12 protein-coding genes are annotated in these 12,919 nt (G+C 73.7%); 7 read left to right on the forward strand and 5 right to left on the reverse strand.

Going from position 1 to position 12,919, the window contains the following annotated elements:
• Positions 1-13: 13 nt before the first annotated feature.
• From ACULK2_RS05145 to ACULK2_RS05160, 4 genes are all read left to right on the forward strand, one after another.
• On the forward strand, positions 14-1,306 hold the full coding sequence (locus ACULK2_RS05145) for an ABC transporter substrate-binding protein (protein WP_445970361.1): 1,293 nt from the start codon (positions 14-16) through the stop codon (positions 1,304-1,306).
• A gap of 127 nt (positions 1,307-1,433) precedes the next feature.
• Positions 1,434-3,467 (forward strand): beta-galactosidase, encoded by a 2,034-nt coding sequence (locus ACULK2_RS05150; protein ID WP_445970360.1) that lies wholly within the window; start codon positions 1,434-1,436, stop codon positions 3,465-3,467.
• A gap of 34 nt (positions 3,468-3,501) precedes the next feature.
• Positions 3,502-4,251, forward strand: a complete 750-nt coding sequence (locus tag ACULK2_RS05155) for a ThuA domain-containing protein (RefSeq protein WP_445970359.1) — start codon at positions 3,502-3,504, stop codon at positions 4,249-4,251.
• The gene (locus ACULK2_RS05160; RefSeq protein ID WP_445970358.1) at positions 4,248-5,345 is read left to right on the forward strand and encodes a glycerate kinase; all 1,098 of its coding nucleotides are present in this window, start codon (positions 4,248-4,250) and stop codon (positions 5,343-5,345) included. The genes ACULK2_RS05155 and ACULK2_RS05160 overlap by 4 nt, the downstream gene beginning before the upstream one ends.
• 108 nt (positions 5,346-5,453) lie before the next feature.
• On the opposite strand, the gene ACULK2_RS05165 is transcribed toward ACULK2_RS05160, so the two are convergent.
• From ACULK2_RS05165 to xylA, 3 genes are all read right to left on the reverse strand, one after another.
• Positions 5,454-5,720, reverse strand: coding sequence for a hypothetical protein (locus tag ACULK2_RS05165; protein WP_445970272.1), 267 nt, complete (start codon positions 5,718-5,720; stop codon positions 5,454-5,456).
• A gap of 302 nt (positions 5,721-6,022) precedes the next feature.
• Positions 6,023-7,435, reverse strand: a complete 1,413-nt coding sequence (gene xylB / locus ACULK2_RS05170; protein WP_445970271.1) for a xylulokinase — start codon at positions 7,433-7,435, stop codon at positions 6,023-6,025.
• Positions 7,436-7,452: 17 nt separating this feature from the next.
• Positions 7,453-8,643: a xylose isomerase gene (gene xylA, locus ACULK2_RS05175; RefSeq protein WP_445970270.1), complete on the reverse strand. Its 1,191-nt coding sequence runs from the start codon at positions 8,641-8,643 to the stop codon at positions 7,453-7,455.
• Positions 8,644-8,769: 126 nt separating this feature from the next.
• Here xylA and ACULK2_RS05180 point away from each other — a divergent pair, with 126 nt between their 5' ends.
• Positions 8,770-9,807, forward strand: coding sequence for a LacI family DNA-binding transcriptional regulator (locus ACULK2_RS05180; RefSeq protein ID WP_445970269.1), 1,038 nt, complete (start codon positions 8,770-8,772; stop codon positions 9,805-9,807).
• Between the two features lie 6 nt (positions 9,808-9,813).
• Here the strand turns inward: ACULK2_RS05180 and ACULK2_RS05185 are convergent, their stop codons facing one another.
• Both ACULK2_RS05185 and ACULK2_RS05190 read right to left on the reverse strand, forming a co-directional pair.
• Positions 9,814-10,551: a response regulator gene (locus ACULK2_RS05185; protein WP_445970268.1), complete on the reverse strand. Its 738-nt coding sequence runs from the start codon at positions 10,549-10,551 to the stop codon at positions 9,814-9,816.
• Positions 10,548-11,693: a sensor histidine kinase gene (locus ACULK2_RS05190; RefSeq protein WP_445970267.1), complete on the reverse strand. Its 1,146-nt coding sequence runs from the start codon at positions 11,691-11,693 to the stop codon at positions 10,548-10,550. The genes ACULK2_RS05185 and ACULK2_RS05190 overlap by 4 nt, the downstream gene beginning before the upstream one ends.
• A gap of 171 nt (positions 11,694-11,864) precedes the next feature.
• Between ACULK2_RS05190 and ACULK2_RS05195 the strand changes: the two genes are divergently transcribed.
• Together ACULK2_RS05195 and ACULK2_RS05200 are read left to right on the forward strand one after the other, a co-directional pair.
• The gene (locus ACULK2_RS05195; protein WP_445970266.1) at positions 11,865-12,563 is read left to right on the forward strand and encodes a hypothetical protein; all 699 of its coding nucleotides are present in this window, start codon (positions 11,865-11,867) and stop codon (positions 12,561-12,563) included.
• A gap of 187 nt (positions 12,564-12,750) precedes the next feature.
• Positions 12,751-12,918: a hypothetical protein gene (locus tag ACULK2_RS05200; RefSeq protein ID WP_445970265.1), complete on the forward strand. Its 168-nt coding sequence runs from the start codon at positions 12,751-12,753 to the stop codon at positions 12,916-12,918.
• Position 12,919: the final 1 nt, after the last annotated feature.

Below are 12,919 nucleotides of genomic sequence, written 5' to 3' on the forward strand. Positions count from 1 at the left end.
ACGGAGGACGACGATGTTCACGAGGAAGCACCGCCGGCACCGGCTGGCCGCAGCGGCGATCACGGGGGCTGCAGCCCTCGCCATGACCGGCTGCGCGGGCGGCGGCGACGCCGGCGGCGGCGAGTACGACCCCGACGAGGCGGTGACGCTGAACTTCACCTGGTGGGGCAACGACGACCGCGCCGATCGCTACGGCCGGCTCATCGAGGCGTTCGAGGCCGAGCACCCCGACATCACGATCGACGGCACCTTCACCGACTTCCCCTCGTACTGGGAGAAGCGCAAGACCGAGGCCGCCGGCGGCGGCCTGCCCGACGTGTGGCAGTTCTCCGACTCGTACCTCCGCGAGTACGCCGAGCCGGGCCTGCTGCTCGACCTCGAGACGGTCGGCGACTACATCGACTTCGACGCGTTCGACGACGGCCTCAAGCAGACCGGCCAGCTCGAGGGCACCCAGTACTCGCTCCCGACGGGCTATTCGGCCTGGGCGGTCTTCCTCAACGACAAGCTCATCGCCGACGCGGGCGTCGAGCCGTACGAGGGCGGCACGTCGTACGAGGAGTACACCGAGTGGATGAACGAGCTGACCGAGGCGACCGGCGGCGAGGTGTACGGCGGCACCGACATGACCCAGCGCATCCAGACCTTCGAGAACGTGCTGCGGGCGCAGGGCGGCAACCTCTACACGGAGGACGGCGAGCTCGGCTTCACCGAGGACGAGCTCCGCGACTTCTGGAACTCGGGCTCCGACGCGCGCGACGGCGTCGCGATCCCGCAGCAGCAGCTCGAGGAGATCTCCCCGATCTCGGGCTTCGGCTCGAATCGCACCGCGAGCGAGGCGAGCTGGAGCAACTTCCTCGGCGGCTACCTCGCTGACTCGGGCGCCGAGTCCGTGACCATCGTGGCCCCGCCTGTCGACGAGGCCGGCGGCGAGGACCTCTACCGGCAGGCGGGCCTGCAGGTGGCGATCTCGGCCGACACCGAGCACCCCGAGGCCGCGGCGCTCTGGCTCGACTTCGTGGTGAACAGCGAGGAGGCCGGCGAGGTCTTCGGCACCACGCTCGGCTTCCCGGCCTCGGAGACGAAGCTCGCCGGCACCACCCTCGAGGGCGTCGACGCGCAGGTCGCCGACTACCTCGACTCGGTCGCGGACCGCATCGGCGACGCCCCGCCCGTGCCGGTCGTGGGCTACGGCTCGCTCGAGCAGACGTTCTGGGACCTCGGCAAGTCGATCGGCCTCGGCGCGATCACGGTCGACCAGGCGGTCGAGCAGTTCTTCCAGGAGGCGGGCGTGATCCTGGGCTGACCCGCCGCACCGTGCCGCGGGGGTCGTTCCGCGACGACGCGAACCCGACGAGGGCGAGCGGATGTCGCGAAGCGACCCCCGGCGGCATGATTCCCCGACGAGACCCACGACATCGCGAGGAGCCCACGTGCACTACGGCGCCGACTACAACCCCGAGCAGTGGCCGGAGGACATCTGGCCCGACGACATCGCGCGCATGCGCGAGGCCGGCGTCACGATGGTCAGCCTCGGCATCTTCGCCTGGTCGAGGATCCAGCCGCGCGAGGGCGAGTTCGACTTCGAGTGGCTCGACCGGGTCATCGACCTCCTCCACGAGGGCGGGATCGCGGTCGACCTCGCGACCGCGACCGCATCGCCGCCGCCCTGGGCCACGGCCGCCTACCCCGAGATGCTGCCGCAGGACGAGGACGGGGCCACCTACTGGCCCGGGAGCCGGCAGCAGTTCGCCCCGTCGTCCCCGGTGTACCGGCGCCTCGCAGGCGAACTCGTGACCGCGATCGCCGAGCGGTACGCGCAGCACCCCGCCGTGGTCATGTGGCACGTGAACAACGAGTACGGCTGCCACCTGAACGCCGACTACTCGGATGCCGCGCGCGACGCGTTCCGCCGCTGGCTCGCGGAGCGCCACGGAGACATCCAGGCCCTGAACGAGGCGTGGGGCACGGACTTCTGGTCGCAGCGCTACCGGTCCTTCGACGAGGTCCTCCCGCCCCGCAAGGCGCCGTACTCGCGCAACCCCGGCCAGGAGCTCGACTTCCGCCGGTTCACGAGCGACATGCTGCTCGAGTGCTACCTGCTGGAGCGCGAGATCATCAGGGCGGCCGGCGCGACGCAGCCGATCACGACGAACTTCATGGGCGCGTTCAAGCCGGCGAACTACGCCGAGTGGGCGCAGCACATGGATGTCGTCAGCGACGACTGCTACCCCGACCCGAACGATCCCGAGTCGTTCCGCGCCGCGGCCTTCCAGCGCGACCTCGTGCGGTCGCTGAAGCCCGACGTGCCGTGGATCCTCATGGAGCAGGCGACGAACGCGCTGAACTGGCGCCCGGCGAACGCGCCGAAGGCGCCGGGGCAGATGGCCGCGCTCAGCGCGCAGGCGATCGGCCGCGGGGCCGACGGCATCCTCTTCTTCCAGTGGCGCCAGTCGCGCGCAGGCGCCGAGAAGTTCCACTCCGCGATGCTGCCCCACGCCGGCACCGAGACGCGCACATGGCGCGAGGTCGTCGCGCTCGGCGAGACGCTCGCCGCACTGCCCGAACTGCCGAGCGGCGACGAGACCGCTCGGGACGCCCGCGTCGCGCTGGTCTTCGACTGGGAGAACTGGTGGGCCGTCGAGGCATCCGACCACCCGCAGAACGCGCTCGACTACCTCGCGGTGATCCAGCGCTGGTACCGCGCGCTCCACCGCCGCCACGTGCAGGTCGACATCGTGCCGGCCGCCCGGGTCGGCGAGGGGTACGACGTCGCGATCGCCCCGCTCCTCTACCTGGTGCGCGAGGCGGATGCCGCCGCGCTCACGTCGTTCGTCGAGGGCGGCGGTCACCTGCTCGTCGGGCCGTTCAGCGACGTCGTGGACGAGGTCGACCGGTTCCGTGACGGCGGCTTCGCGACGCAGCTGGGCCCGCTCTGCGGCATCCGCATCGAGGACTTCGGGGCGCTCGTGGCGCCGGATGCCGCGGAGGGAACGCCGGGCGAGCGGATCGCGCCGTTCGCTGCCGACGGCCGTGGCGCGGCGGATGGCGGGCGCGCGGCGCTCGCCGGGACGGGGACGCTCCTCGCCGAGGAGGTCCGCCTCGTGGACGGTGATGCCCGCGTCGAGGCGGCGTTCACCGCGGGTCGGCGCGCCGGCGACCCCGCGCTCACGACGCGCACGGCCGGCGCGGCGGGCGGAACCGCGCGCTACCTCGCGACCGTCCCCGACGAGGCGGGCGTGCAGTCCGTCGTGGACCACGTGGTCTCCGCGACCGGCGTCGAACCCGTCATCGCCGGGCTCCCGGAGCACGTCGAGGTCGCCCGCCGCGGGCGGCTCGTCACGGTCGTGAACCACGGCGGCCCGGCGGCATCCGTCGACGTCGTCGGGACCGACGCCGTGACCGGAACCCGCGTCGAACGGGTCGGGCTCGCCGCGTTCGACTGGGCCATGGTGGTCGCCGACTGAGCGCCGTACGATGCAGCCGGACGAGGAGGTTCCCATGCGTGCGGTGATCCTGAGCGGGGCGGGGCGGTACGCCGACCCGTGGCATCCGTACCCCGAGACGAGCGCCCGGCTCGCCGAGCTGGCCGCCGGCGCCGGGTACGACGTGGACCTACGCGATGACGTCGACGCCGCGCTCGCCTCGCTCGGGGACGAGGTGCGGCTGCTCGTCGTGAACGCGGGGGACCCCGACGGCCCCGGGGCCGACAACGGCGACCGCGAGGCGTCCGCAGCCGGCCGAGCGTCCGCCGCTGCGGCGCCGACCGTCGACCCGGTCGCCCTCGATGCCGCGCTCGAGCGCGGGATCGGGATCCTCGTCATGCACTCAGGCGCCTCGAGCCTGCGCGACTACGCCGCGTTCGACCGCGCGATCGGCGGGCGCTGGGAGCACGACGTGTCGTGGCATCCGCCGTTCGGGGAGGCGCACGTGCACCTCGTGGGCAACCACCCCGTCCGCGAGGGCCTCGAGGACTTCGTGCTCGAGGACGAGCGGTACAGCGGTCTCGTGCTGCACGACGTGATCGAACCCATCGGCGAGCACGAGGAGGACGGCATCCGCCACCCGATCATCTGGGCTCGGGAGATCGGGCGCTCACGGCTCGTCTACGACGCGCTCGGCCACGACCGCCGGTCGTACGACTCCGCCGGGCACCGGTCGCTCCTCGCGAACGCGCTCGAGTGGCTCTCGCGCGTGCCCGCACCCAGCCGTGCCGACCAGCCCATCCCGCAGTCCGGCGGCGCCGCGTGAGCCGCCGCGTCGTCCTCGCACCCGACTCGTTCAAGGGCACCGCGACCGCGGCCGATGCGGCCGAGGCGCTCGCGCACGGGTGGCGCTCCGTCGCGCCGGACGACGAGCTCGTCCTGAAGCCGATGGCCGACGGCGGCGAGGGCACGCTCGACGCGTTCGCCGCGGCGGTGCCCGGCGCGGAGCGCGTGCCCGTCACCGTCCGTGGGCCCGACGATCGACCCGTGGATGCGGCGTGGCTGCGCCTGCCCGGTGGCGGTGCACTCGTCGAGCTCGCCCTGGCCAGCGGCATCACGCTGCTCGACCCGCTGCGCCCGCTCGACGCGCACACGGTCGGCTTCGGGCAGGCGATCGCCGCGGCGCTCGACGACGGTGCGACCCGGTTGCTGCTGGCGATCGGCGGCAGCTCGTCGACCGACGGCGGGGCCGGCGCGCTCGCCGCGCTGGGCGCACGGTTCCTCGACGCCGACGGCCGGCCGGTGCCGAACGGCAACCGCGGACTCGGCGCGATCGCGAGGGCCGACCTGTCGGGCCTGCGTGACCGGCCCGCGGATGGCGCGGCGATCCTCAGCGACGTCACCAACCCGCTCTTCGGACCGTTCGGTGCGGCGGCGATCTTCGGCCCCCAGAAGGGCGCGACGCCCGATCAGGTCGAGCCGATGGAACGGAACCTCGCCCGGCTGGTGCGCGCACTGCCCGATCGGGCCGCGTTCGCGGACGCGGCCGGTGCGGGTGCCGCCGGCGGGGCCGGGTTCGGCCTGCTCGTCTGGGGTGCGCGCATGGCCGGCGGCGCCGGCGCGGTCGCCGAGGCGATCGGGCTGGCCGACGCGCTCGACGGGGCGTCCGTCGTGGTCACCGGCGAGGGCCGGTTCGACGGCCAGTCGGCTGCGGGCAAGGTGCCGACCGAGGTCGCGGCGCGAGCGGATGCCGCGGGCGCGCGCGTCGCGCTCGTGGCGGGTGCGATCGACGCGGACGCGTCGCGGTTCGCGGCATCCGCCTCGCTCACCGAGCTCGCCGGCGGAGGAGCGGCCGCCATGGCCGAACCGCTGCGGTGGCTCGAGGCGGCGGGCGCGCACCTGGCGCGCTCGCTCGGCTGACGAGCGCGCGCGTCATCGGGATGGTTCGGCCGGTCGGCCGGTCGGACGGAACCACGGCCGGCGAGCCGCGCGGCCGGTGACCCGCGGGTCACCGGCCGCGCCGGAGCGTCACACCCGGTGCGGACCGGGATGCGGCTTGGGGTGCGCCTTCTCGGACCGGGCGTAGTCGCCGTGCTCCTCGCTCGCATCGTGGGTCTCGGGGTGCTCCTCCGTCGACGTGTAGCCGCCGACGACGCTCTCGTCGTCGGCGACGTCGTCCCTGCGGGTGTACTCGCCCTCGACGCCGCGCGGCTGCGGGGCCTCGCCGTCGACCTCGGTGTACGTCCCCTCGACATCGTCGGGATCGGGTCGCCGGACCTCATCGGATTCGGACATCGTCATCCTCCTGCCTCGTCGGCCGGGCGTCGCCAGCGGCGACACCCACTCGCCATGCTAGGCGGCGACGCCGAGGATGCACAGGGACCGCGCCCGCCGACGCCTGCCGAAGCGGCGAGGACACCCCGTGCGGAGGCCGTCCTCCCGAGTGCGTCGACGTCCGACGAGCGCGATCGCGCAGGCGAACACGCTCGTCGGACGTGCACGCACGCGCGGCCCGGGCCCAGTGGTGGGACCGGCGGGGCGGGCGGGGCCGGCGGGCCGGCGACGGGCTCCACCCCCTCCGCCGGCCGCGCCGGAGCTCAGCGGAGGTTCGCGCGGACCCCGGCGGCGGCCGCCGCGTACTGCTCGCGGATGAGCGGGCGGGTGTCCGTCGCGAGTTCGGCGGCGACGGCGACGGGCCACGCGGGGCGCTCGCCCGTCAGCGCCCACGCCGCCTGGCGCGCGGCACCGTCGGCGACGTACTCGCCCGGCTCGGGCGCCACGACCGGCGCGTCGAACACCTGGGCCGCGATCGCCCGCACGGCGGGGTTCTGCGCGGCCCCGCCGATGAGCAGCACCCGCGCGGCCGTGACGCCCTGGCCGCGGACCGCGTCGAGGCCGTCGGCGAGCCCGCAGAGCATGCCCTCGACGGCGGCGCGCGCGAGGTTCGCGCGGGTCGTGTTCGCGAGCGTCAGGCCGGTCAGGGAGGCCGTGGCATCCGGGAGGTTCGGGGTCCGTTCGCCCGCGAAGTACGGCACGAGCACCGCACCGCCCGCCCCCGGCGAGGCGTCGAGGGCGAGCCGGCCGAGCTCCTCGTGGTCCACGTCGAGCGTGCGCGCGACGGCGTCGAGCACCTGCGCGGCGTTGAGCGTCGCGATGAGCGGCAGCCACGACCCGGACGCGTCGGCGAACCCGGCGACGGTCCCCGAGGCGTCGGCGACGGCGGCATCCGTCACCGCGAAGACCGTGCCGCTCGTGCCGATGGAGACGACCACGTCGCCGGGCGCGGCGTCGAGCCCCAGCGCTGCCGCCGCGTTGTCGCCGGCCCCGGGTCCGACGAGGATGCCGTCGGGCGTGCGCCCCGCGGCCTCACCCGGCCCGAGCACGCGCGGGAGGATCGCGTCGTGCCCGAGCGCGCGCACGAGGAGTTCGCGGTCGTAGCCGTCGGCGCCCCAGTACGCGGTGCCCGACGCGTCGGAGCGGTCCGTCGTGAGCTCATCGAGCACCGGTCCGAGCGGCGACTCGCCGGCGGGCCCGTAGCCGCGCAGGCGCCACGTCAGCCAGTCATGTGGGAGCGCCACCGCCGCGACGCGCGCCGCGGCATCCGGTTCGGCGTCGCGCAGCCAGCGGAGCTTCGTCGCGGTGAACGACGCGACCGGAACGACGCCCGTGCGCTCCGCGTACGCGGCCGCACCGACCTCGTCGATGAGGTCGCGCGCCGCCTGCGCCGACCGGGTGTCGTTCCACAGCAGGGCGTCGCGGATGACGCGGCCCTCGTCGTCGAGCACGACCATGCCGTGCTGCTGCCCGCCGACCGAGATCGCCTCGACGCCGTCGAACCCGCCCGCATCCGCCACCGCCGTGAGGAGTGCACCCCACCATGCGGCGGGGTCGACCTCGGTGCCGTCGGGATGTGGAGCGCGGCCGGAGCGCACGAGCGCGCCGGTCGCGGCATCCCGGATCACGACCTTGCACGACTGCGTCGACGAGTCGACGCCGGCGACGAGCGCCATCGCGGTCCCGCCGGCCCTCAGCGCGCGCCGAGCAGGTGCTCGGTCGCGAGCTGCTGCAGGCGCACGAATCCGAAGCCCTTGCCGCCGAGGTACGCGTCCGCGTCGAAGTCCTCGAACGCCGAGCGGTCGGCGAGGAAGTCGTCGTAGGTCTCGCCCTCGCCGAGGGTCGGCTGCGCGAGCTCGCCGACCTTCGCCGCGGCGAGCGCCTCCTGCACCTCGGGGTCGGCGCGGAACGCCGCGGCCCGCTCCTTGAGGAGCAGGTAGGTGCGCATGTTCGCGGCGGCCGAGTCCCACACGCCGGTCTCGTCCTCGGTGCGCGACGGCTTGTAGTCGAAGTGGCGGGGGCCGTCGTAGGCCGGAACGCCGCCGGGCCCGCCGTTCTCCAGGAGGTCGACGAGCGCGAAGGCGTTGTGCAGGTCGCCGTGCCCGAACACGAGGTCCTGGTCGTACTTGATGCCGCGCTGGCCGTTGAGGTCGATGTGGAAGAGCTTGCCGTGGTAGAGCGCCTGCGCGATGCCGGCGGCGAAGTTGAGGCCCGCCATCTGCTCGTGCCCGACCTCGGGGTTGAGGCCGACGAGCTCGGGGCGCTCGAGCGAGTCGATGAACGCGATGGCGTGGCCGAGGGTCGGCAGCAGGATGTCGCCGCGCGGCTCGTTCGGCTTCGGCTCGATGGCGAAGCGGATGTCGTAGCCCTTGTCGGTCACGTAGTCGCCGAGCAGGTTCACGGCCTCGCGGTAGCGCTCGAGGGCGGCGCGGATGTCCTTGGCCGAGTCGTACTCTGCGCCTTCGCGGCCGCCCCACATGACGAAGGTCTTCGCGCCGAGCTCGGCGCCGAGGTCGAGCTGGCGGAACACCTTGCGGAGCGCGAAGCGGCGCACCTGGCGGTCGTTCGAGGTGAAGCCGCCGTCCTTGAACACGGGCGCCGAGAAGAGGTTCGTCGTGACCATCGGCACGATGAGGCCGGTGTCGGCGAGCACGTCCTTCAGCCGGTCGATCTGCTTCTGGCGCTCAGCGTCGGACGAGCCGAAGGCGAAGAGGTCGTCGTCGTGGAAGGTGAGGCCGTAGGCGCCGAGTTCGGCGAGCTGCTCGACGACGTGCACGACGTCGAGCGCGCTGCGGGTCGGGCCGCCGAAGGGGTCGGTGCCGTTGTAGCCCACGGTCCAGAGGCCGAAGGAGAACTTGTCGTCGCGGGTGGGCGCGCTGGCCATGGGTGATCCGCCTTTCAGCGTCATCGATGATTTGTTGGCAAGATAAACATAACCCCGTGGCATTCGCCGCGCAACTCGGCGGCGTGATGCCGACGTCCAGAAACTTTCGCGGCTAGAATTCGAAACATGACAACGGATGCCGCGCCCGAGCGCGTCACGCTCGCCGACATCGCCGCCGAGGCGGGCGTGTCGCTCGCCACGATCTCGAAGGTCCTGAACGGACGGTCGGACGTCGCGGCAACGACCCGTGCCCGCGTCGAGCACGTGCTCGCCGAGCGTGGCTACCGGCGCCGGGGCGGTGGCCGCTCGGAGGCGCGGGCCGAGCTCATCGAGCTCGTCTTCCACGAGCTCGACCCGATCTGGTCGATGGAGGTCATCGACGGCGTCGAATCCGTCGCCAAGGAGCACGGGCTGAGCGTCGTCCTCACCGTCAGCGGCACCCGGCACTCGCCCGACCCCGACTGGGTGGAGGGCGTGATGCGGCGCCGCCCGGTCGGCGTGGTGCTCGTCTTCAGCGACCTGGCCCCCGAGCACCACGAGCAGCTGAACTCACGTGCCATTCCCTTCGTCATCGTGGATCCGGCGGGCGACCCCTCGCCCGACGTGCCGTCGGTGGGGTCGGCGAACTGGTCGGGCGGCCTCGCCGCGACGCGGCACCTCATCGAGCTCGGCCACCGGCGCATCGCGGCGATCACCGGACCGGCCGACATGATGTGCTCGCTCGCGCGCATCGACGGCTACCGGTCGGCGATGAACTCGGCGGGGCTCCCGATCGACGAGGACCGGATCCGCTTCGGCGACTTCCACGTCTCCGGAGGACGTGATCGCGCACGCGAACTGCTCGACGCACCGGCATCCGAGCGCCCGACCGCGATCTTCGCCGGCAGCGACATGCAGGCCCTCGGTGTCCTCGAGGCGGCGCGCGAGCGCGGCATCCGGGTCCCGGAGGACCTGTCGGTCGTCGGCTACGACGACATCCCGCTCGCCCGCTGGCTGACGCCGAAGCTCACGACCGTCCACCAGCCGCTCCGTCGCATGGGCGAGGAGGCGGCCCGGCTCGCCATCCGCCTCGCCGAGGACCCGCTCGAGGCGGGCGCAGCGACGCCGCGCATGGATCTCGCGACGAGTCTCGTCGTGCGCGACAGCACGGCGCCGCCGGCCTGAGCCGGATCACCGGGTCGCGGACTCCCCATCGCTGCGGGCGAGGCCGGCCTCGTACGCGATGATCACCGCGTGCACCCGATCGCGCGCGCCGAGCTTGGCGAGCAGCCGCCCGACGTGCGTCTTCACCGTCGTCTCCGAGATGAAGAGGTCCGCCGCGATCTCGCCGTTCGTGCGCCCCCGGGCGATGAGCGCGAGCACCTCGCGCTCGCGCTCGGTGAGCGACGCGACGAGGTCCGAGGGGGCGGACGCCGCGCCCGGTCGCGGTCGGCCCACGAAGTTCTCGATCATGCGCCGGGTCACGGTCGGTGCGAGCAGGGCGTCGCCGTCGTGCACGGCGCGGATGCCGGCGACGAGCAGTTCGGCCTGCACGTCCTTCAGCAGGAACCCGCTCGCGCCCGCGTGCAGCGCGTCGTAGACGTACTCGTCGAGGTCGAACGTCGTGAGCATCACGACACGCACGGCCGGGCCGTGCTCGGCGATGATCCGGCGTGTCGCCTCGATGCCGTCGGTTCGCGGCATCCGCACGTCCATCAGGACGACGTCCGGGGTGAGGTCGCGCACCGCCTCGACCGCCTGCTCGCCGTCGGCGACCTCGCCGACGACCTCGATATCGGGCTCGATCTCGAGGATCATGCGGAATCCGGTGCGCACGAGCGCCTGGTCGTCGACGACGAGCACGCGGATGGCGCCGCCGATCGATGCCGCCTCCGGCCCCGGACGCGGCTCCGGCTCGGCCTCGCTCATGCGGCCTCCCACGGCAACTCGGCGGAGAGTTCGCACCCACCGCCCTCGTGCGGCCGGACGTGGAGCGAGCCGCCGTACAGCGCCACGCGCTCGCGCAGGCCGGCGAGGCCACTTCCGCCCGAGTCCGAGCGGGTGGCCGCCGCCATGTCGGGCCCGGCGCCGTCGTCGCGCACCCGGAGCCGGAGTGCGGTGTCGCCGTAGTCGACGTCGACGCGCGCCCCGGTGGCTCCCTCCGCGTGGCGCAGCGCGTTCGTCAGGCCCTCCTGCAGGAGCCGGTACGCGGTCACGTCGAGCGCGGCCGGGAGTTCGCGCGCCTCGCCCGTGACCGAGACCGACACCGGGAGCCCGGCAGCGGTGACGCGCTCGGCGAGTCGATCGAGGTCGCCCAGTCCCGGCGCCGGCGCTCGGTCGGCGGCTTCGTCGGTGCGCAGCACGCCGACGAGGCGTCTCATCTCGCCGAGCGCCTCACGACCGACGGATTCGACCGATTCGAGCGCCGTCCGCTCGACCTCCTGCTCGGGAGCCAGGCGACGACGGACCGCCGCGGCCTGCACGGTCATCACCGAGAGGCTGTGCCCGACGATGTCGTGCAGCTCCCGTGCGATGCGGTTGCGCTCCTCGGCGATCGCCCGCGACTCCCGCTGCAGGGTCGCCGCCCGCCGCTGCTCGCGAACCTGGACCGTCGTGCGCACGAGGGCGCCGACGAGCCAGCCGATCACCCATGGCGCGAGCCAGACGAGCGCGAAGACGCGGTCCTCGAGGGTCGCGTTGAGCGGATCGGACCAGGCCCACACCGCCCAGAGGCCCGCTCCGAGCGCAAGACCCCACAGCGAACGAGGCATGGGCGTCAGGCGGCCGACCGTGTACACCGCGACGAGCGGGGCGAGCAGCACCGAGTAGCCCTCCGGCGCGCCGAACACCGCGAACTCGAGCGCGAGGACGCCGGCGACGCCGGCGAGGGTGCCGAGCGGATGCCGCCTCCGCAGCACGAGGAGCCCCGCGGCGAGGCCGAACGCGAGCGCACGGGCCCACGCCGGGCCGGGGGCATTCAGCGAGCCCACGTCCGCCCAGACCTCGAGCTGCGCGATCACGAACACGACCGCGGCGACCGCGATGTCGAATGCCCGGATCCTCGCCTGCACGTGGGGATGCTACGCCCGTCGGCGCCCCCGGGGCATCCTCCCGCGGGAGGATGCGCCGGATCGTCCCGAGGTCCACCCGATTCGTGCCCGGGCGCGACGCCGCGGCATCCGCTCGCCCCTACCGTCGGCAGCGACCGCACCTCACCGAACCGGCATCGAAGGAGATCGACCATGAGCGACCGCACCACGACCGTCGCACGCGACGCAGCCCCCGCCACGCCCGACCCCGCCGCCCCGACCGTCTCGGCCCGGCGCGCCCGCCTGATCGCCGTCATCGCCTGGGCGATGGCGGCGTTCGGCACGGTCGCGGGCCAGCTGCACGCGCTGAGCCGCGTCGCCGCGCACCCCGAGGACCTCGAGTCGCCGCTGCTCGCTTCGTGGGCCGTGCCGGCTCAGGACGCGCTGCGGCCGCTGCTCGACTGGGGCGACCCGACGCTCGTCTACTGGACCTACGGCAAGATCTGGCTCCCGGTGGCCCTCGCCTTCCTCGCCGCAGCGGCCCTCGCGTACCGCGATCGCCGGCCGGTCGGCGGCGAGCGGGTGCTGTGGTCGGTCCAGCTCGGCGCGTACGGACTCCTGGCGCTCGCGCTCGCCGGCGACTACTACACGCCGTGGACGGACGCGTTCTTCCTGGTCGGGCTCATCGCGTTCGCGGTCATCGGCCTCGGCGGCATCCCCCTCGGCATCGTGCTCCTTCGGCGCGGGTTCCGACCGCGCGCGACCGCGTGGCTGCTGATCGCGATGCTGCCGTTCTTCTTCGTCATCACCGAGGTCACCTCGATGGGCAGCGCGATGCTTCCGCTCATGTGGGGGTGGGCGATCGCGGCGGAGTCGGTCGCGCGGCGCGCGGCCGCGGCATCCGCCGCCTGACGCCTGGCGGCGCCCCGGATCGACCCGGGGCGCCCTGCCGGCGGAGGACGGGTCGACGTAGAGTCGAGCCATAGGGGAGAACACACTGCACGCGGTCGCACGGCCGCACCTGAGCGACACCGTCCAGAACTCGGGCTGGTCGATCGCGGTCACGGCCGGCGACGGGCGCGTACTCGACGTCGAGGTCGTGCACCCGAGGGAGATCGGCGCCGAGGGCGACGAGGCGGCGATCCGCGCGAAGCTCGCGAAGCGCTACGACGTCTCGGACCTCGCCTTCGATCGCGGTTTCGAGGAGACCGACGACGGCCTCCGCGAGCCGGTGATCCGGATCACCGGGCTGCGCGGGGCGTCGTAGC

It is taken from the genome of Agromyces molybdatiresistens, assembly GCF_052748445.2.